At 49.3% G+C, this 21,069-nt stretch carries 19 protein-coding genes; 16 read left to right on the forward strand and 3 right to left on the reverse strand.

Annotation, left to right across the window (positions count from 1 at the left end; all coding sequences use genetic code 11):
- The first annotated feature begins 6 nt into the window (after positions 1–6).
- The 9 genes from NYE74_RS10385 (at position 7) to NYE74_RS10425 (ending at position 4,364) form a co-directional block, all read left to right on the forward strand.
- Positions 7–405, forward strand: a complete 399-nt coding sequence (locus NYE74_RS10385; RefSeq protein ID WP_155619610.1) for a tetratricopeptide repeat protein — start codon at positions 7–9, stop codon at positions 403–405.
- 20 nt (positions 406–425) lie between these two features.
- Positions 426–1,292, forward strand: coding sequence for a class II fructose-bisphosphate aldolase (locus NYE74_RS10390; RefSeq protein ID WP_036620166.1), 867 nt, complete (start codon positions 426–428; stop codon positions 1,290–1,292).
- Between the two features lie 5 nt (positions 1,293–1,297).
- Positions 1,298–1,921, forward strand: coding sequence for an AAA family ATPase (locus tag NYE74_RS10395; RefSeq protein WP_036620167.1), 624 nt, complete (start codon positions 1,298–1,300; stop codon positions 1,919–1,921).
- Between the two features lie 277 nt (positions 1,922–2,198).
- Positions 2,199–2,444, forward strand: a complete 246-nt coding sequence (locus NYE74_RS10400; RefSeq protein WP_036620169.1) for a hypothetical protein — start codon at positions 2,199–2,201, stop codon at positions 2,442–2,444.
- Between the two features lie 95 nt (positions 2,445–2,539).
- On the forward strand, positions 2,540–2,785 hold the full coding sequence (locus NYE74_RS10405; RefSeq protein ID WP_155619612.1) for a hypothetical protein: 246 nt from the start codon (positions 2,540–2,542) through the stop codon (positions 2,783–2,785).
- Positions 2,786–3,095: 310 nt separating this feature from the next.
- Positions 3,096–3,362: a nucleotidyltransferase family protein gene (locus tag NYE74_RS10410; RefSeq protein WP_269059074.1), complete on the forward strand. Its 267-nt coding sequence runs from the start codon at positions 3,096–3,098 to the stop codon at positions 3,360–3,362.
- Between the two features lie 73 nt (positions 3,363–3,435).
- Positions 3,436–3,561 carry a nucleotidyltransferase family protein gene (locus tag NYE74_RS10415; RefSeq protein ID WP_276323237.1) on the forward strand — a complete coding sequence of 42 codons (126 nt, stop codon included), beginning with the start codon at positions 3,436–3,438 and terminating at the stop codon, positions 3,559–3,561.
- Positions 3,562–3,876: 315 nt separating this feature from the next.
- Positions 3,877–4,215: a DUF3024 domain-containing protein gene (locus NYE74_RS10420; protein ID WP_082207687.1), complete on the forward strand. Its 339-nt coding sequence runs from the start codon at positions 3,877–3,879 to the stop codon at positions 4,213–4,215.
- The gene (locus tag NYE74_RS10425; protein WP_196427467.1) at positions 4,212–4,364 is read left to right on the forward strand and encodes a hypothetical protein; all 153 of its coding nucleotides are present in this window, start codon (positions 4,212–4,214) and stop codon (positions 4,362–4,364) included. The genes NYE74_RS10420 and NYE74_RS10425 overlap by 4 nt, the downstream gene beginning before the upstream one ends.
- A gap of 945 nt (positions 4,365–5,309) precedes the next feature.
- Here the strand turns inward: NYE74_RS10425 and NYE74_RS10430 are convergent.
- From NYE74_RS10430 to NYE74_RS10440, 3 genes are all read right to left on the reverse strand, one after another.
- Positions 5,310–6,224, reverse strand: a complete 915-nt coding sequence (locus NYE74_RS10430; RefSeq protein ID WP_341004786.1) for an IS1595 family transposase — start codon at positions 6,222–6,224, stop codon at positions 5,310–5,312.
- Positions 6,225–6,830: 606 nt separating this feature from the next.
- Positions 6,831–8,096 carry an MFS transporter gene (locus NYE74_RS10435; protein ID WP_316561014.1) on the reverse strand — a complete coding sequence of 422 codons (1,266 nt, stop codon included), beginning with the start codon at positions 8,094–8,096 and terminating at the stop codon, positions 6,831–6,833.
- 421 nt (positions 8,097–8,517) lie between these two features.
- Complete coding sequence (locus tag NYE74_RS10440; protein ID WP_082207688.1) at positions 8,518–8,892, reverse strand: hypothetical protein; 375 nt, start codon at positions 8,890–8,892, stop codon at positions 8,518–8,520.
- 338 nt (positions 8,893–9,230) lie between these two features.
- On the opposite strand from NYE74_RS10440, the gene NYE74_RS10445 reads away from it, so the two are divergent.
- From NYE74_RS10445 to NYE74_RS10475, 7 genes are all read left to right on the forward strand, one after another.
- Positions 9,231–11,033, forward strand: coding sequence for a sensor histidine kinase (locus NYE74_RS10445; protein ID WP_036620179.1), 1,803 nt, complete (start codon positions 9,231–9,233; stop codon positions 11,031–11,033).
- The gene (locus tag NYE74_RS10450; protein ID WP_036620180.1) at positions 11,026–11,781 is read left to right on the forward strand and encodes a response regulator transcription factor; all 756 of its coding nucleotides are present in this window, start codon (positions 11,026–11,028) and stop codon (positions 11,779–11,781) included. Before NYE74_RS10445 ends, NYE74_RS10450 begins: the two co-directional genes overlap by 8 nt.
- 57 nt (positions 11,782–11,838) lie before the next feature.
- Complete coding sequence (locus tag NYE74_RS10455) at positions 11,839–12,792, forward strand: ABC transporter permease (protein WP_036620181.1); 954 nt, start codon at positions 11,839–11,841, stop codon at positions 12,790–12,792.
- Positions 12,793–12,808: 16 nt separating this feature from the next.
- Complete coding sequence (locus tag NYE74_RS10460; RefSeq protein ID WP_316561015.1) at positions 12,809–13,663, forward strand: carbohydrate ABC transporter permease; 855 nt, start codon at positions 12,809–12,811, stop codon at positions 13,661–13,663.
- 257 nt (positions 13,664–13,920) lie between these two features.
- On the forward strand, positions 13,921–15,459 hold the full coding sequence (locus tag NYE74_RS10465) for an extracellular solute-binding protein (RefSeq protein WP_316561016.1): 1,539 nt from the start codon (positions 13,921–13,923) through the stop codon (positions 15,457–15,459).
- Between the two features lie 19 nt (positions 15,460–15,478).
- On the forward strand, positions 15,479–17,551 hold the full coding sequence (locus tag NYE74_RS10470) for an alpha-glucuronidase family glycosyl hydrolase (protein WP_316561017.1): 2,073 nt from the start codon (positions 15,479–15,481) through the stop codon (positions 17,549–17,551).
- A 41-nt stretch (positions 17,552–17,592) separates the two neighbouring features.
- The gene (locus tag NYE74_RS10475) at positions 17,593–21,048 is read left to right on the forward strand and encodes a glycoside hydrolase family 2 TIM barrel-domain containing protein (RefSeq protein WP_316561018.1); all 3,456 of its coding nucleotides are present in this window, start codon (positions 17,593–17,595) and stop codon (positions 21,046–21,048) included.
- The last annotated feature ends 21 nt before the right edge of the window (positions 21,049–21,069 follow it).

Below are 21,069 nucleotides of genomic sequence, written 5' to 3' on the forward strand. Positions count from 1 at the left end.
TGCGTGATGTTTGGATTTGGCAAAAAGAAGGATAAAGAACCGAAAAAGCCAGTGGCGGCAGAAGCGGTATTAACCACAGAACGTAAGGAAGAATTATTTCGCACTATCTCCTTGAAGAAGGAAGAAGTCAATCAAATCACCGGAGAGCAACAAGCAAAAGTTTATGAAGAGATCGGCTTAGCCTTTCATGAGCTTGGTGAAGAGGATCAGGCGGTGGAGGCGTTGGAAAAAAGTCTGCAAGCGAAAAAATCGGTTGGAGCCGGCTATAAGATTTTATTAAAACTATATAACAAGAAACGTGCGGAAGCGGCAAAAATTAATGATGAGGCATCGTTGCAGATCTATTTAAAGAAGATGGATCAAATGATGCAGCTTTCCAAAGATGTTGCGCGCGGTTTGCGATAAGATGGGGAGGAAAACGATTTATGTATATCACATTAAAAGAAGCGACACGCAGAGCGGAAGCATTAAATTACACGGTTGGCGCATTTAACGCCCATAATTTAGAGATGTTGCCCGATATGATCCGTGCGGCCAAAGAGCAAGGGGCCCCTATTATTATTCAAACCAGCATAGATACCGCGAAATATGTCGGTCATGAAAATTTCGTTGCCGTATGCAAGTCCATGGCCACAACAGAAATGGTGGATGTGGTGCTGCACTTGGACCACGCAAGAGATTTCAATGATATTAAAGAGGCCATTGACAAAGGGTATACATCGGTGATGTACGATGGTTCTCATTTGCCCTTTAAAGAGAATATTATGAAAACCAGGGCGGTAGTGGATTATGCGCACCGATATGGTGTGTCGGTAGAGGGTGAATTAGGGACGATTGGCGGTACTGAAGAAGGAATCCATGTAGATGAAGATAAGCAGATTTATACGGATCCCAAAGATGCCGCAGAGTTTGTTAAAGCAACAGGGGTGGATGCCTTGGCCATTGCCATCGGTACTAATCACGGTCAATATAAATCCAAAACCGAAGTAAATATACCGCTGTTAAAAGAGATCCATGCGGCAGTCGATGTGCCTTTGGTTATTCATGGGGGTACGGGGGTTGACGAAAAGGATATTCACGAATTAATCGATAATGGAATCCGTAAATTTAATGTAGGTACCGAGTTGTTGGTAACATGGACGCAAACGGCAAAGGAAACTTTTAGAGACACGAAAGTCAATAAGTCATTGCGTCACAATATTATCCCGTGCAATCAGGCGGTGAAAGAAATTGTAAAACATAAAATAGGTATCTTTATGAATAAAGAGGGTCATCTCAATACAATGAGGTGATCGGTATGGATAGGGTTCTGATCTTATTGGCGGGACTGCCGGGAACGGGAAAAACCTATCTCAGCCATATCTTGCAAAATTTCTTTGGTTCATTTTATCTGCTTTCCCAGGATGGTCTGAAGGAATATTATTCCGATTTGCTTGGCTTTCATAATTTAGAAGAAAAGCGGGAAGTAGAACGGACAGCCTGGGCAAACTACTATGAAATCATGGAACAGCAAATGCAAGCAGGAAGCAATATCATCTCTGATTATCCTTTTAGCCGGAAGCAGAAACCCCATATTCAGAAATTGGCGGAAGGATACGGTTACAGGGTGCTGACCATTCGATTGACTGCCGATCTGGATGTTTTGTATGAACGCCAAAAAAAGCGGGACTTGGACCCGGCCAGGCATTTAAGCCATATTGTAACTTCATACAAAAAGGGGCAGCATCTGGCCGATAGAAGCAAAGCGGATCATTTACTGACTTATGAAGAATTTATAAAAAGATGTACGACAAGAGGATATGACACGTTTGAACTGGGGAAGTTATATGAAGTAGACGTAACGGATTATACGAAAGTGAATTATTCGAAGTTGCTGGAAGATATAAAACGGTGGGAAGAGTCCGAGAGAAGCTTTAATTAAGGCACGTACAAAGGTACGTGTCCTTTTTGTAATTGGCTGGCTGGTTGGCGAAAAAAGCCCGCTGCTTTTTATCGCAACGAGCTAACAGCGGAATCATGATTTTGAGACGTTTGATAGATTGGAAAACGATTGAGAAATATTTTTGTGTCGCAAAATCTCAATTTTGAACTTATTGTTCGAGATTCTACTTAATACGTTTATACGAAAATTCACAAAGAAATAAAGTATAGGAACTATGATATACTTTCATTAAAAGCTCATGAAATGAGGTGTTTTTATGAATTGGGCGACAGTTAGAAACAAGTTTCCGGACCAGTGGGTTTTATTGGAAGCCATAGAAGTTCATTCGACCGATGGAAAAAGAATTGTTGATCGTGTATCGGTAATTAATACCTATGATGAAGGTAAAAAGGCCTTACAAGAATATAAATTAATCCATAAGAAAGAGCCAAATCGAGAACTTTATGTGGCACATACAAGTAAGACAAAGAAGAATATTCAATCAACACACGACCCGACCTAAGATTAGCACTGTCTAAGGCCGGGTCGCGTCGTAGACGCGGGAACTTTATGTTGAAATTCGTGCAAATAATGAGTGCCGGATTTAAGGAGTGAAAAATGAAAAAAATAATCTTTTTATTATCGGCAATCTTTATTATTTCTAATGTCGTTTGGGGTTTTATGTATTTTAAGAGAATTGATGCACCGTCAAATATTAGTGTTCAAGTGTACGATCTTCGTGGTACAGGGGAATTGTGGGACATTACCGATTACAAAATCATAGTCTCGCCCAATAAAGTTTTGCGAGGACATGGAAAATTAACCTACAAAGGTGATCCAAAGAATGTTGAAGTGTATTGTTGACGCATTGTATAGAAATAAAGGTTCGGCCGAATCAAAAGTTCTTTTGAAGTCATTGGAGATGGGGATCCACAGTATTCAAAACACATATGGCAAGAAGTACATAACGATTGAAGAAGTAAGGGAGGAAGAAGGCAGACAAGGCATGTTGAGCAGGCTTTTTGGCAGATGATTTTTTAGCTGATGATTGACTGAATTCGATAATGAGTGGCGGAAGGAGCCAGTAAGTTAACTGTCAGAATGTATGTACCCAAATGAAGAACGAGCGATGCAAGAATGTAAACAATACTGATAAAACTTAGGAGCAATATAAATGACTATGGATTTATCCACTCTCGAAAAGAGGTTAATAGAAATCATCAAATTATCTCCGATTTTAGTCGAGGTATTTGAACTGACTCATAAATTAAATTTAAGGGAGTATTACATAGGTGCCGGCTGTATTGCACAGACAGTATGGAACTATTTGATAGGGAACCCTTTAGAATATGCGATTAAAGATATTGATATTGTATATTTCGATATTGACCTAACCTATCAAAAAGAAGATGGAGTCATAAAATTAGGTCAAGAAAGATAAATTTGGAATTGACCTTAAACCGTATTTAACATTAGAGGACGCTATTGATTCATGGCCAACAACCAGCACTTCTATAGGAGTTAGACTTGATGAGAATGCAGGTTGGAAAGTTTATTCACCTTACGGTCTTGAGGATCTTTTTCAATTAAAAGTAAGAGCTAATAAAAAACTAAATGGAAAAGAAAATGGCCTGAATTAAAAGTTATACCTTGGTAGATACTCAACGATTAGGCAGATTCTATAGCGAAAAGAGGCGTTTAGGTGTGCTGGGGAACAATGTCAGGGAAATTAAGGCAACTGATTATCATGATATTTATTTGCTTAATCAAGATTTTAATCCGAATTTGCACCTATTTTCCGAAGAGAAAGTAAAAAAGAAGATTCAAATCATTATAGAGAATACTTTTACAAAGGATCAAAAAAATTTCATAAAAAAGTTTGCTGACTAAAACCTAATCAAGCAATGCAAAACCAAAAAAATCTAAAACAATCTAAAACAATGGAGCGGATCGATATGGCTGGATTTGATGCTTTTACAAAGAAGAGGCTGGAAAAAATTCTCGATCGATATATTGAGGAAAAAATCCCCCAACACCTCAAGGGTGAATTTAAGATCATTTATAAATTTAGAGGGAACACGGTTACTCTTTCACAAGATAGACCCTCGTTTAGGCCCGGACAACGCATTGAATTACCGATTGCTCAATTTAGATATGAAGAAAACAAGTGGAAGATCTATTGGAAGGACAGTAAAGATAAGTGGCATTTCGTGGAAGATATAAAACCGATTGAAGACTTTGAAAAGCAATTAAAAATGCTTGATAGAAACGAATATGGATATTTTTGGATGTGAATACAACTGTGTCCGAAACTTTATTTTGGTTATTTATTGTTGCCATCATTGTTTTTGGTGCTAGGTTTTCAAGCAATAAGAAGAAAAATTCAGGAGATGATGGAAGGGATGGATATGATGATGATGATGTAGATAGTGGAGATGATTGAGCTCCCACACCCCTATGAGGATGGGATGGCGGAAGAATGGATAGAAACGTATCTTGATCACTTATTTTCATGATAAAGATTTTGAAAGTGTGCTGGTTCATTTCGATCTGCCTGACTACATTCTTCAAGAGCGCGTTCATGCGAGTCAGCGTAGTAAATCTATATTTCGAACTACCTCAAACTTTATAGAAGTACTTAACAGACAAACTGCGGAATCCGAACAAGGAAGCATTTCTGATCCCTGAGAGGGAGAGGCCAATTATTTATTTGTAATCAGAGATTCGAATGAAGTTCAGTCTGTCATACAAAACATAGTGGCGCTGAGTCTATAGAAATCGGAAAAAGAGAGACAAAATGAAATATAGCTGCGGCAATTCACATCTATTAAGCGCTATATTGCAGAAGGCAACCAGTGTGGACACTGATTGTATTTAAATAAAGGAAAACGGAATTCAAGCCAAGTCATCCCCGCTGAATGGATTGAGAAGTCAACAAATGTTGCTACATTAGACGGTCCGGCATATGGATATCATTGGTGGGTGTTGAACTCGGATACTACTGATACGGTAAACATAACATTTTACGCTATGGGTAAGGGGAGCGGCAGGTAAACACTCGTTGTCCGGAGACTTTACACGATTATCTCGTTTGATCAGGTAGCAGAGAGAAAGACAAGCTCGAGAGAAAAAATATTTGGTGGGAAAGCAGATAGGTTCGAGATAATTTAGACGGGCTTAGGAGAAGGAATCAGGTTTAAAGGAGGTGAAACAGACTGGACAGGAGATCAAGACAGGAGATCAAGGACAAGACGCGAAGGAAACGAAAAGACCGTGATTTTGCTGTAGCCTGAACCCTTCCGTCTGCAGCAACGCCCGCACAGTTTATGCTAACCTTTACCCATTAAGTTGATCTGTATCAAACTCCCCCACCGTTCCAGCGTCTCGATCAGGCCGCAGCCGCAAGGGGCTGGTTCGGTTGGCGCGCGATCAGCTTACGGTAAGGGATCGCCGGAATCGCTACACACATGCGCAGTAACTTCTGCCGCATCGTTTCTTCCGCTCCGGGCAGTCCTCCGGACAGGCGCAGCCGGCGGCGTCCGGTGTACTCGTTCAGGTACGCCTGCAGATGTTTCAGTCCCAAGGCTCCATACGTACCCTTCAGCGATTCCCACGCCTCTCTCACCACTCTCCGCAAGGGAGCATACAGCCGAAAGGCCTGAGGGAACAACTGCACCTCCGATGTACAGACATCCACATGCCCATTGATAAACGTGTTTAGATCGTGACGGTTTGCCCTCTTTTCGCCTCCCCGCTTATGCGGCACCAGGCGGATTTTGACCTGCTCCGGCTCGCCCGACTCCGTGACCGTGCAGCCGGCTACGACCGCCGAGGCGTACGGATGCGAAAGCTGACACCGGGACGGATTACGCCCATACTGATCGCTGTTCACCTTCACGTCTCCGGAGAGCAGCTCCCGGGCATCGAACTCCCCCACGGCATGACGTATTTTGTGCAGCATCGACCAGGCGGTCTTGTAGGCGACCCGGATCACTTGGCGCAGCCGCAGCGCCGAGATGCCGTCAGGGAGCAGGAACAACTCTAGGGCCTGGAACCACTTCACTAGGGGCAGATGCGTTCCTTCAAAAATCGTACCGACCAAAGGCGATGTTTGATGCTTGCACTTTCCGCACTCGAACAAGGGGATATGCCGGGAGGTCAGACGGCTGCACCGGGTGTGAGCGCACCGCGGGCAGACAAAGCCATTTGGCCACTTCATCGCAATCAACGCCTCCATACAGTCCTGCTCGCTGTTAAAACGGCTGCTGAATGGCTGAAGTTCCGTTCCCGTATTGACTTCCATGCCCGCTCACCCCCGAATCAAGAATACACGAACATAAGTTCCATTTATTTCATTATACCAAACACACGTTCTCTAATCAAGCTAAAAATCACACCCGAACCGCCTTATTTTTTCCTCATCTTTTTTGTTTTTTTCTTCCCTCTTTTTTTGAATCCTTGCTCTAGCCCCCACCCCTGCTCTCTGCTCCTTAACGAAGGGGATAATCGTGCAAAGGCAGGCAGCAAGCAGGGACACCACGACACAACCTCTTTAGACAACTCCCTCACCTGGCGTCGATTTGGGACACGGATCGAAACGGCTACGGTGTAAAAGGTAGATACGCTGACCCCGCCGGATCGTGGCGCCTCTACATCGTTGACGCTTCCTTAACGAAGCAGCCCAAAAAAGCCGGGAAGACACTGTCCGCCTTTGATTCAGCGTCAACTCCGGCAATGGATTGCTGCTTTCCCCAGCTACATCAAGGCTTGTCTGCCGATTTTTTGCTGCGAAAGTTGAGTTATAAGTGCGAAGAAAAATATTCTTTAGTAATTAAGGAAGATGCCGTTGTTTAGGAATGCACAACATGCGTGAACTGAGCTCCCGCTCTTTTTTTCAGGGCAAGTTTTTTCATATATCAGCGCTGCTAGCAACCGGCGAGCGATGCGGTCTCTCGGATTCAGGAAGCATTAAGGTGAAGACGGCCGCTCCGGCCAAAAGAACGAGCGAAAGATAGAACGACGGACTGTAATTTCCCGTTTCGCTATAAAACAATCCGGGCAAATAAGCTCCCAGGGCAGAGCCGATTTGGTGGCTCAGGAATAACCAGCCAAGAATAAGGCCGACGGAATAATTTTTAAAATACTTCGTGGCCAAGAGTTGCGTCGGTGCGACGGTCGCAAAATCGACCAATCCGAACAAGACGGCAAAGATGAGCAGCAGCACCGTGTTATGGCTAAACAAGAGTATACCAATCGATATTGCCCGCACGGCATATAAGATGAACAGCATTTTGCGGCTGCTCCAGTGATCGGCGACTACGCCGGATATCAAAATACCGATGATGTTAAAGCCTGCAAGTATACTGACGGCAGCGCTTGTAACGGTCGTTGAAAATCCGTGATCATGAGCGATCGGAATCAGATGGGTGTCCATCAAGCCTGTTGTAGTAAAACCGCAGATAGCAAACGGCAAAATCAGCAGCCAAAACTTCCTCATCCGGAAAGCCGTCCATATAGAAAACGTGGCGGAAGGCTTGTTTTCATCGGCTGCGCCTTCTTCTTTCCCCGATCTGCCAAGCGGGGTCATCCCTTTCTCTTGGGGACGGTTCCGCAAGAACAAACCTACGGTAGGGAAGACAACAACGACTAAGAAAGCCCCCAGAATACTGACGGCCGACTTCCAATCCAACCAATGAATCAGCATCAGCGAACCAGGGACAAGCAGCATCTGACCGGCCCCGAAGCCTGCTTCCATCAACCCGAAAGCAAATCCCCGTTTTTCATTGAACCAATTCGTCACGACAACCGTTGCCGCCACATTGGACGCTCCCCCTACACCAACGGAGATCAAGCCGTACAGAATAAACAGCTGCCATGAATATTGGATAAAAGCGGTGAGGAAGATGCAGATTCCAACAAGGAAAGTGCTGACGGACAAAATCATCCGGGCGCCCCAGCGATCGATCAGCTTCCCCGCGATGGGTTGGGATACTCCATAAATAATAAAGCTTAGAGTAGATATAAGCGAAACGGTTCCCCGATCCATTGCAAAATCTTGTTCCCAAGGTTCAATAAAAGCGCCAAAGGACAGGCGGACCCCCTGTACGGCCAATAATGTTAAAAATGTGATCGAGACGATGACCCACGCATAGTGGATTTGTAGTTTCGGCTTCATAGCAAACTCCTTCACGGCAGCGTTTTTATACAAAGTCGGTTCCTGCGCTTTTCGAACTTTTCATGAACTTCCATATGAAGTACCAATCTTTCCACAAATCGCCGACCTATCCATAATATAAAATATATAGTTGACTTGGTCAACTATTATTTCGAAAGTTGAACTTAGAAACTTGATAAAGACTCATTTAACGTCCGTTTCACCGTAATAAGCGCCCCGAAGACGCTTGTTACTTATCGATATGTAATTCGGAGAAAATAACATAGTCGGTTTGAAGAAAGGCTTGGGGCGTAGAAAAAGCAACCCAGGTCCTTTGTTGCATTAAATAAATCCGGCAGCCTTGGACGATAAATAAGTCCTAGGCTGCCGCTGGTTTAGCAGACTATCGTTTCCTTATTTACAAAAGACCATTTTATTTAGCCTATTGTCTAATAATAAGAATGTCGCGAGGCGGTCTTCCAGTTCTTTGAATTTGCGATATTTCGGTGTTAGTAAGATTGCGGCCTACCAAAATTAGAGAAGATGTGACGTTGTTGAAATTGAAATTACCCAAGTTAGCCACATTTTGACTGCCACGGAACACTCGGAATGACCCCTGAAAGTTAATTCCCGAAAACAGTACAAGTGTTACTTGGGTGCTTTGCACAACATTTCTGAGCCGGAAGCTTGAAAGCGCATTGTCAAACCGAAACGCTCCAAGATCACGAACCGCAACCCCTCCACGTCTGAAAAGGATCCGGCGGCCAGAAAAATTGGTACCTGACCAAAGTGCAAGGCGTACATCACTGTTTGCCAACTATATCACTCCTTTTTTAAGGTTGATATAGTGTATTGCAGTTTTTAAGAATGGTATAGACAAATAGAGCAGGGGAGTAGTTTGAATTTTACCAACTCAACGTGAATCTAAATCTAGCCTTTCGTTAATTGCCGCGTGGTAGATGCGTATCGCAGGGGGAGGGAACCTCCCCTTAAAAATGAGGAGTCAAACATTATAAATCATAAGTATCGAATTCGAGAGGGCGCTCCTATAATTAAATTAAGCTTTTGAAAGCGAATACAAAATGCCGATGGCTTCCAAAACAACGTGCTATAATAAATAGCCGAATCCCATTTTGAAGCCTGAAGGTGTGAGCTATGAATTCTATTTTGCGAGCGATTGCAACGCGTCTTCGAAGTCTGCGTCTTGTTCACAAACTGTTTATCGGATATATCCTGCTCATTTGTATTCCTTTTGCCGTGTTTGGGTTCGTCTTCTACAGACAAATGTACATGAACCAGTTGGATCACTTTAAAAGCGGCAAAACGCAAATGATGGAGCAGGCCTACCGGAATCTGGAGGTGGATCTTACCAAAATTGAGGCGATGTACCCGCTGTTTCAAAACAACACCAGTCTCATTGACTATTTGGGAGGCTTCAGCGCCGGGGATTGGGACCAGGCGTACATTTATAAAAAAGAAATCGGCCCTACTTTTTCATTTGCTTATATATCCAATCAGCTAGTCGATAAGATAACGATGTATAAAGCCGATCCCAAAGTGCCTATCCTTGCTCCCGAAGTGGAGGATATCGCCAGATTTTCGGATCAGCAGCACGCGGAAGCGGAGGCCGTGGATGGGCTGCCTCCGAACAAGGGGCTGTGGGTGTACGGAGCGTCCGGCGACCGCGATCTTTTGCCGTCCATTCGCTACTTGCACAAAATGTATAACACCAGCTACACGCGCACCGTCGGCTTGCTGCAATTGACCTTGAACGACGGGCTGATCAAGCAGTTTTTTAATACACAGCAAAGCAAGGATGAGGTATGGCGGATGGTTGCGGACGCCAGCGGCCGTGTACTGTACGAGGACCCGGCTGTGGAGCTTGATGAACAAGCCAAAAGCGAACTTCTGTCCCGGGTTCCCCAGGCCGGCATGGCCAGCTTTTACACCAAGGACCGTCGTTATCTGATCGGCGCGGCGCGAATCGAACGCTTTAACCTTACGCTGGTGGAGGTTTACAAAACGCGGGATGCGCTGAATATCGGAAAAGAAGCCGGGTTAGCCGTCGGTATTGGCCTGCTGCTGCTGACGCTGTTGTCCGTCCTCTATTTTACGATCGCTTCGTCGATCACATTGCGGATTGTGCGTTTTTCGCGCCATATGAGAAGGGTCGATGATCCGAAAAACGCGATTTACCCGGTCGACGAAGGCGGCGCCGATGAAATTGGCTATCTGATTTCGGCATACAACTCAATGATCCGCCGGGTTGACGAATTGAAGCAGGTGGTTACGCAAACGGAGCTGCTTAAGAAAGAAGCCGAGATCAAAATGCTGCAAGCGCAAATCAACCCGCATTTCTTGTACAACACGCTGGAAACGATGTGCATGCTGGCGGCCATGAACGACGACAACGAAGTCGCCGACATCGGCTGGAAGCTGGGGAAGCTGCTCAGGTACAGCTTGTCCAAAACCAAAGATGAAAGCACGCTGGGCGCAGAGCTCGAAAACGTCAGGCATTACCTCGATATCCACCGGGTCCGGATGGGCGATAAGCTGATCGCCGATTTTATGATCCATGAGGAAACGCTGCTGCTTCCTTGCCCGAGGTTTATCCTTCAACCGCTTGTGGAGAACAGCATTCTTCACGGATTCAAGAACGTTCGCGGACCGGCGGAGTTGCGGCTGGAGCTGCTGGCCGAGGAGTCGGGGGTTCTGCTGAGGGTATCCGACAGCGGGTCCGGCATTCCGGCTGAGCGGCTGACCATGATCCGCGAGGTGCTCGAAGGGCGGCTGCCCTTGGCGGAAATCTCAGCCTCCGGGGGGATTGGGTTGCACAATGTGAATGAACGGCTTAAGGCTTTTTTTGGCAGCGAGGCAAAATTGAATGTCCAAAGCATCGAAGGACAGGGAACCGTGATAACGTCTTATCTGGCCAAAGGAGGGCGCCGCCATGCTTAAGCTTATGATCGTTGACGACGAAGCCATCATTGTCAAAGGATTGCAGCATGTCATCCGCAGGATGAAGACGCCGTTTACGGATATCGTCGGGGTCAGCGACAGTGTGGAGGCGCTGCGCATGGCCGAGGAATTCAAGCCGGATCTGTTGATTACGGATATTCAAATGCCGGAGCTGAGCGGACTGGATTTAATCCAATCGGTTTCGGAAAAGAAAGCCGCTTCCAAATTTATTATTTTGACCGGTTACGAAACGTTTGATTATGCGAGGAAGGCGATACGTCTTCAGGTTGCGGATTATTTGCTCAAGCCGGTGGACCCGCAGGAGTTATCCGGCCTGCTGAACCGGTTGTCGATGGAGATTGTAGAGGAGCGAAGCCGGGGGCAAGCGGCAACGGATGCGGAAGAGCCTCCTGAGGATCAAGACAGCAATCATAACATTCGTAGATTCAAAGATTTTATTCACGGCAACTATATGAGAGACATTTCGCTGGAAGATGTGGCCGACTATTTGAACCTGCATCCGAGCTATGTGTGCAGTCTGCTGAAGCGGGAGACCCATCAAACCTTTGTGCAATATTTACGCGGATTTCGGATCAACAAAGGCAAAAAGCTCTTGCGCGAGCTGCCGAATCTTCCGCTGGAACAGGTCGCGAAGGCGATAGGCTTTAGGAGCCAGGCGCATTTCTACAAAGTGTTTAAACAAGAAAGCGGGGTTACCCCCGGAGACTACCGGAATATGAAAGATTGAGCCGAAAACCCGGCTTTATGAACTCGCATTTTATTTAAACCGTAAGGGGTGTGGTTTGTGAACGTAGCGAAAATCGCGGCGAGGGCGGCAAAGCCTGAACTGGGAACACGTCCCCGCTTCGCTGCCGTCTGGAAATACCGCTGGCTGTATGCGTTTATGCTTCCGGGCATCCTCTATTTTATTATTTTTAAGTATGTTCCGCTTTGGGGCTTGATTATGGCCTTCAAAAATTACCAGCCTTACGCGGGGCTTATGGGAAGCGAGTGGGTGGGATTCGCGCATTTCCAGCGTTTCTTCGGCATGGATGAATTCTGGCAATTGTTTCGGAATACGCTCCTGCTCGGGTTATACAACACGATTATCTACTTCCCGATCACGATTGTGCTCGCCCTGCTTTTGAACGAAATAAGAAAAGAGGCCTTCAAAAGAGTCGTGCAAACGCTCGTTTATGTGCCGCATTTCCTGTCATGGGTCGTGATCGCCGGGATCTCCTATGTGCTGCTGTCCACTGAAAACGGTATCATCAACAGCGGAATTACGGCTCTGAGCGGGCAGCCGGTTGAGTTTCTGACCAGCACCGCATGGTTCCGCCCGCTCATTATCCTTCAGCTCATTTGGAAAGATGCCGGATGGGGAACGATTATTTTTCTGGCGGCGCTTGCGGGCGTGAACACGCAGCTGTATGAAGCGGCCAGAATGGACGGCGCCAGCCGGTTCAGGCTGCTGTGGCATATTACGCTCCCGTCCATTCGCAGCGTGATTGTGGTGCTGTTTATTCTCCGGATGGGCACCTTCCTGGATCTTGGCTTTGAACAGATCTTCCTGATGCTGAACGCGATCAACCGCGAGGTCGGCGAGGTGTTTGATACGTATGTGTACCGGGTAGGGCTGCTGCAGGGACAATTCAGCTACAGCACCGCCGTGGGCCTGTTCAAATCCGCGATCGGTTTTATCTTGGTCATTTTCGCCAATAAAATCGCCAAAATGTTTGGCGAAGAGGGGATCTACTAGAAAGGAGGGGCGGCCCATGCATACGCATCCTACCCTATTAAGCCGGCTGTTTGACGCCTTTAACTATGTGCTGCTGAGCCTTGTGGGGTTGGCCATGTTTTTACCGTTTGTTTATGTGGTGATCACTTCATTTTCGAATCAGAACACCGTGTGGCCCACGGAATTTTCCCTGGAGCCCTACCGCTATATTTTCTCCACCCATACTTTCATGCAGAGCATCGGAGTATCCGTATACATTACGCTGGTGGGAACGTTTCTCAGCTTGCTGACAACCGCGCTGATGGCGTATTCGCTGTCCTATAAGGTTCTGCCCGGGCGGAGCGGCATCCTCCTGATGGTCCTGTTCACGATGGTGTTCCAGGGAGGGATGATTCCTACGTATTTCGTCGTCAAGAACCTGCACATGCTGGATACGACCTGGTCCCTGATCATTCCGGGGATGATCAGCGCGTTCTATTTGATCGTGATGCGCGATTTCTTCTCCAGCGTGCCGCCCGAACTGCTCGAATCCGCGAAAATCGACGGCGCCCATGAGCTGACGGTATTGGTCCGGATCGTGTTTCCGCTGTCGCTTCCGGCTCTGGCCGCGTTTGGATTATTTTATGCGGTGGGTATCTGGAACCAATATTTCAATGCGATTCTGTATATCAATAAGCCGGATTTATGGCCGGTCCAGGTGATCCTCAGACAGATCGTAATTCTGGCTTCCGCCGGACTCGGTTCGGGAGACGGTGGAGAGAGCGTGGCCTACTATGGGCAAGGGGTCAAAATGGCCGTGATCGTCGTTTCCACGCTGCCGATTATGATCGTCTATCCGTTTCTGCAAAAGCATTTCGCCAAAGGCGCTTTGATGGGCTCCGTGAAAGGATGACGAGATTATTTTATTTAAAAGTGCGTGTTCAAAAAGTTGAGTTTTCAGGACCGAGAAGGTTGAATGAAGCTAGGGACTGAGTAGCGGAGCGTAGACAGATCTACGTGAGCAACGGAAATGTTTCCGAAGGAAACATGCTTCGAAAGCATATGCTTGGCCCGGCTGAATTCAAGATTCGACGCCCGATCCACTCCCTGAACTACTTCGTCATGGGAAGACGACTTTTTGAACAACCTCTAAAAAGGGAGGCATTAGGTATGACACGTAGAAATAGTATATGGAAAAAGTCGGGAGCCGCAGCGCTCATTTTGGTTCTGGCCGGCTCGCTGCTGGCCGGGTGCGGCTCCGACAAGACAAACCAAGCAGGCTCCGGCGCGGACTCCGGTTCCGGTTCGGCTGATCAGCCGCTCAAAATCAAGATGACCTTGAACTTTGACGGGAAAGAAGTTCCGCAAAAAGATAACGAAGTCGAGCAGGCGATGGAGCAATATACGAACACCGAACTTGATCTTACCCACATTTCCAGCAACGACTTCTGCACCAAGCTGCCGGTCATGATCGCCTCCGGCGAGCTGCCGCAGGTGCTGGCGAGCTGTGGCGCGCCCAACCAGTCCTATCTGATCACGGCCGCCAAAAACGGGGCCTTCTGGGATATTACGGATCTGATCAAAGATTATAAAAATCTGGCCTCCATGCCTCAGCTTGTCTACGACAACGTATCCATCGAAGGTAGGGTTTACGGGATTCCGCGGTTCCGTCCCGTCTCCCGGTATACTTCGGTTTACCGTCAGGACTGGCTCGATCATCTCGGCATGCAGCCGCCTCAAACGCTTGATGATCTATACCAAATGTTAAAAGCGTTTACAGAGCAGGACCCCGACAAAAACGGCAAAAACGATACCGTAGGGGTTACGATCATGATCAGCAACAACAATATCTCCTTTGACCTTAGCTCCGCTTTCGGCGCGCCCAACAATTGGAGCGAAACGGACGGAAAATTCGTGAAAGCGGAGGAGACGCCGGAATACCTGGAATATCTCAAATTTATGAAAAAGCTCTACGATGAAGGGCTGATGAACAAAGATTTTGCCTCGATCGATGTCGGACAAAACGAAGGCAACCTGGAGAACGGCAAAGCCGGCGTGATTAACGCCACGACCAACAACGTGCTCGGCTTTCAAACCCGCGTCGAGAAAGTGAACCCCGCGGCGAAGCTGGATTTCGTCAGCGCCCTGGAAGGGCCGCAGGGACGGCGGGTGGCGGCGGACCGCGGCTCCAACGGCATTCTCATGTTCCCGAAATCGAGCGTGAAAAGCGAAGCGGAGCTGAAGCAGCTGCTGGCTTTCTTTGACAAGCTGGCCGACAAGGAAATGGCGGACCTGCTGGAGTGGGGGATCGCAGGCAAGCACTACGAAATCAAAGACGGGAAGGCGGTTCGCCTCAACCAGGAGCTTTACGATAATGAGGTTTCCTTCCCCTACAACAAACCTCTTGTGACGGTGCCTTTAACTGCGATCAAAACGCCGGGCGACCTTGATCCGATCTCCGAGAAAGTGCTTCAGGTCGAGAAGGAAAACGAGCAATTCGCGGTCAAGGACCCTACGATGAGCCTGGTCTCCGATACATGGGCGGAACGCGGCGCGGAACTGACGCAAATCCTGATTGACGCCAAAGTGAAATTTATCATGGGCAAGTTGGATGAGAACGGCTGGAAGCAGCAGCTGGAGAAATTTAAGCAAGCGGGCGGCGACAAGGTGGCCGAAGAGTATGCCGCCGCATTGGCCAAATCGAAATAGCAAAAGCGGAGGTATTTCCATGCAACGGCTAAGCCATCACAGTGAGGTTTACAAATGCTGGCTGCGGTACCCGGCGGTCAACGATCCGGAAAAACTGAATGAATACCGAAAGTGGTGCGGGGAGCTTGTCTCCCCGGCCGCCGCCGGCATCGTGCTTGAATCGGCAATTGAGGAGCTTCACCTTGGCATTCTCGCGATAACCGGTTCGAGTCCGCAGGATCGACAGTCCCCCACCGCAGCCCATTATATTTTGCTGGGCACCTGGGGGCAGTCGGATGCGATCGACGAAGCTTTATCCTCGCTATCCACTTCATCCGCGGATAGTTACATACTCAAAACTTTGCCTTTGGACGGGCGGAAGTGCCTGCTCGTCGCCGGGCGATCGGACCGCGGAACTTTATACGCGGCTTTTCATCTGCTTAGGCTTATGCAAATGGGAAGCGCGCTCGAGGACCTGGATATTCAGGAAGCTCCCATGGACGGACTAAGGATGATCAACCAGTGGGACAACATGGACGGCAGCATTGAACGCGGGTACGCGGGGCAATCGATTTTTTACGAAAATAACCGCATCGTTAGCGATCTTTCCCGGATCAAGGATTATGCCCGGCTTTTGTCCTCAACGGGAATCAACGCCATCTCCATCAACAATGTCAATGTTCATCATCACGAGACGCTGCTCATCACGCAGCCGCAGTTGTCCGAGGTGGCCCGGGTCGCCGGCGTATTCCGCAAGTATGGCATCGTGACGTTTCTAAGCGTCAATTTCGCAAGCCCGATGCAGGTTGGAGATTTGCTCACAGCCGATCCTCTGGATGAAGAGGTCAGAGCGTGGTGGAAGAATGCGGTGAAGGAAATTTACCGGGCTATTCCCGAATTCGGCGGTTTTTTGGTCAAGGCGGATTCCGAATCCCGCCCCGGGCCGTTCACCTATGGCCGCAACCATGTCGACGGGGCGAACATGCTGGCGGAAGCGCTGCAGCCTTACGGCGGCACCGTGATATGGCGCTGCTTCGTTTACAACTGTCAGCAGGACTGGCGCGACCGCAGCACGGACCGGGCCCGAGCCGCCTACGATCATTTCACGCCGCTCGACGGTCATTTCCACGACAATGTGATTTTGCAGATCAAAAACGGGCCGCTGGATTTTCAGGTCCGCGAGCCGGTATCGCCATTGTTCGGGGCTTTGCCTTCGACGAACCAAGTGCTGGAGCTGCAAATCGCTCAGGAATATACGGGGCAAGCGAGGCATGTCTGCTATCTGGTGCCGCAGTGGAAGGAAGCGCTTGAGTTCGACACGTTTGCCCGCGGCGAAGGCTCCACCGTGGCCAAGGCAGTGTCCGGCTCGCTGTTTGGCCGAAGGCTTGGCGGGATCGCGGCCGTATCCAATATCGGGAACGACGCGAACTGGACGGGACATGTTTTGGCCCAGGCGAATTTATACGGATTTGGCCGTTTGAGCTGGAACCCGCGGCTGACCGCGGAACAGATTGCCAGAGAGTGGATTTATTTAACGTTCGGCACCGAGCCGAGGCTGGTGGAGACCATTCTGAACATCCTCTTAAACTCCTGGCGGGCCTATGAAAACTACACCGCCCCGCTTGGCGTCGGCTGGATGGTGAATCCGGATCATCATTACGGGCCGAACGTGGATGGCTACGAATATTCCAGGTGGGGCACCTATCATTTTGCCGACAGGGACGGCATCGGCGTGGACCGGACCGTGAAGACGGGAACCGGATACGCCGCCCAATATTATAAACCGCATGCGGACCGTTATGAATCGCCGGATACGTGCCCGGACGAATTGCTGCTGTTTTTCCACCATGTTCCGTATACCCATAAGCTGCATTCCGGCAAAACGGTTATTCAACATATTTACGACACGCATTTTGCCGGGGCGGAGCAGGCGGCGGACTTTCTGGAATCGTGGCTGACCCTGGAAGGAAGCATGGACGCCCGGCAGTTCGAGAATGTGCGCGGCCGTCTTCAGCAACAAGCACAGCACGCCTTGGAATGGCGGGATCAAATCAATACGTATTTTTTCCGTAAGTCCGGTATTGCCGACGAACACGGGCGTACGATCTATTAGAGGTCGCACTATTATTAGGAACGGAAAGAGGGCGAGAGGCGATGAATAAGAAGAGACGGTTTAACGACGGTTGGGAATTTGCCAAAAGCGGTCTGGAGACCGCAAGTCCGGGCGAACTGAGCTTTAAACCGGTCGATATTCCTCATGACTGGCTGATCTACAATACGCTGGATCTGTACGAAAACAGCATCGGCTGGTATAGGAAAACGTTCACGTATACAGGCAGCGATGAGCAGGTATTGTTGGCCTTCGACGGGGTTTACATGGACTCTACTTTGTATGTGAACGGGCAGCAGATCGGGGAGTGGAAATACGGCTATTCCTCCTTCGAGCATGAAATCACGGAGGCGCTGGCAGCCGGGGAAAACGAAATTGTGCTCAAGGTTGTGTTTCGAAGTCCCAACAGCAGGTGGTATTCCGGCGCCGGGATTTACCGCAATGTGTGGCTGAAAACGCGGGGCCGCAGCCATATTGTCACGGATGGGATCTATGTTTCAGCCGCGCGGGACGGAGACGAATGGCAGGCGGATATCGAAACCGAGTTAAAGCTTGATCGGGATGCGGTGCTCACTCATACGCTTTTGTACAAAGGGGAGATCATTCAGTCCAGTGCGGAACAGGTCTCGCCAGGGGCAGGACACAACGATTCCGCCGTCATTCTGAACCTGCAAAAGCTGACGGTTCCTGACCCGCAGCTTTGGAGCACGGAAGCGCCGCATTTGTATACGCTCGTGACCGAGCTGCGGCCGGCTGCGGCGGGAGCGGGCGGCTCCGCCGGCGGCCCGGTTATTGAAACCGTTGCCCAATCCGTCGGATTCCGGGAGATCCGCCTTGATCCGAACGCAGGTTTCTTTTTGAACGGGAAACACATGAAATTGAACGGCGTTTGCGAACACCACGATCTCGGCGCTTTGGGAGCGGCGTTCAACAAAGAAGCCTTGCGGCGGAGATTGCGGATTTTGCGGGAGATGGGCGTCAATGCGATCCGGACGGCCCACAATATGCCGGCGCCTGAGCTGATGGATTTGGCGGATGAGATGGGGTTGCTGGTCGTGTCCGAAGCTTTTGACATGTGGGAAAGACCAAAAACCGCTTACGATTACGCACGCTTTTTCAAAGATTGGGCCGCTGTGGACGTAAAGAGCTGGGTCAGGCGGGACCGCAACCACCCCAGCCTTTTGCTGTGGAGCATCGGGAATGAAATCTATGATACTCATGCAGATGAAAGAGGGCAGGAAATCACCAGGCTGCTGATGGCGGAAGTGCGCAAATCCGATCCGAAGCAGAACGCCCGGGTGACGATCGGCTCCAATTACATGCCTTGGGAAAATGCCCGGAAATGCGCGGATCTCGTCAAGGTCGCAGGCTACAATTATGCGGAAAAATACTACCGCCAGCATCATGCCGAGCATCCGGACTGGATCATCTACGGCAGTGAAACGGCTTCGGTCGTGCAGAGCCGGGGCGTGTACCATTTCCCGTTCGAGCAGTCCATTCTGGCCGATGACGATGAGCAGTGCTCGGCGCTCGGGAACAGCTCCACCAGCTGGGGGGCGAAGTCGGCGGAAGCTTGCATTTTGGCGGAAAGGGATACTCCGTTCTCCTTGGGGCAGTTCATTTGGACCGGGTTTGACTATATCGGGGAGCCGACCCCGTATCATACGAAAAACGCCTATTTTGGGCAAATTGACACGGCTACGTTCCCCAAAGACTCGTATTACATCTATCAGGCGGAATGGACGAATTACAAAGAGCGGCCGATGGTGCATCTTTTTCCGTACTGGGATTTCAATCCCGGGCAAATGATCGATGTCCGCGTATGCTCGAACGCTCCTCGGGTGGAGCTGATTTGTAACGGCGTGACCGTCGGAAGCCATGAGATCGATCACAAGCATGGGCAGGAGCTGGCCGGATGGTGGAAGATTCCTTATCGGGAAGGGGAAATCAAAGCCATCGCTTACGACGAGAACGGCCGGGTGATTGCGGCCGATGTCCGCACCTCCTTCAAAGACGCGAGACAAATCAAACTGACGCCGGATAAGGAGTCGCTGATCGCAAACGGCACGGATCTCATCTTCGTGGAAATTTCAATGGAGGATGAGGACGGGCGGCCCGTGGAGAACGCGAATAACCGGGTGTTCGTAGAAGTGACGGGAGCGGGACGGCTGGTGGGGCTCGATAACGGGGACAGCACGGATTACGATCCGTACAAAGGCTTAAGCCGAAGATTGTTCAGCGGAAAATTGATGGCAATCATTGCGGCCGGTACTGAGCCGGGCACGATCCGGATGAAGGTAAGTTCAATCGGCATGGACAGCCGGGAACTGGAATTTGCCGCCCTGCCTTGTGCGGCGGAAGAACTGCAGGGAATCTCCGCTCAACAGAGTAATCGGGAACTGCCTATCGTAATGGGAAACCCGGACGAAATTCCGCTGCGTAAAATCGAATTGCTCAGCCGCTCGGGACAGCATTTGGACGATACGAAATCGATGGTTGAGGTTGAAGCGAAACTGTACCCTCACAACACTACCTATACGGAAGTGGAATGGAGCGTGGTCAACGATGCCGGCATTCCTTCCAATCTGGCGCAAATGGAGGACAATGGCCATATGGCGCGAATTACGGCGTTAGGGGATGGAAATTTTCGCGTTCGGTGCACCAGCAAAAACGGCAGCGACAAAATCAAGCTGATCTCCGAGCTGGAGTTTACGGCCTCCGGACTAGGCATGGCGGGTAAGGACCCTTACGGCTTTATCTCCGCCGGGCTGTACGACTACAGCCAAGGCGAACTCGGCAACGGCAACGAAAGAGGCGTAGCCACCAGCAGGGATGGGGAAACCCGGGTCGGATTCCGGAATCTCGATTTCGGTTCCCATGGCTCGAATGAGATTACCATCCCCATCTTTGCCTTAACCAGCGAACCTTACCCGCTGCAGATTTGGGAAGGCATGCCGGGCGAAGCGGGCAGCGAGCTGCTGGCCGATGCCGTGTACCAAAAAGAAACGAAATGGAACGTGTACCAGGAGGAAACGTTCCGCCTAAACAAGCGGCTCCGCGGCATTACTTCGATTTGTTTTGTGCTCAGGCAGAAGGTTCATATCAAAGGTTTTTATTTTACCCGTCAGAATCGGGCCTTTGCGCAAAACGCCGCCGCGGACTGCGATCACATCTATGGCGATTCCTTCAAGATCGTGGACAGCCGCGTCGAAGGCATCGGCAATAATGTCTCCCTGGAGATCAAGGAGATGGACTTTACGGCGGAAGGCGCCGCAAAGTTGGCCGTTTACGGACATTCGCCGATCGATAAAAATACGCTTCACGTGCGGTTCTCCGGTCAGGACGGCGAAAGCCGGCAGCAGCTGATCGAGTTTGCGCACACCGACGGTTACGAGGTGAAGGAGTTTCCTTTGGACAAGGTGACCGGCGTGCAGAATGTGACGTTTATCTTTTTGCCGGGGAGCCGTTTCGACTTTGGCTGGTTCCGGTTTGAACGGTAATTCGGAGAGGAGAGAGCTCCA

The sequence above is a fragment of the Paenibacillus sp. FSL P4-0127 genome, from assembly GCF_038007325.1.
GTDB lineage: Bacteria > Bacillota > Bacilli > Paenibacillales > Paenibacillaceae > Fontibacillus > Fontibacillus macerans.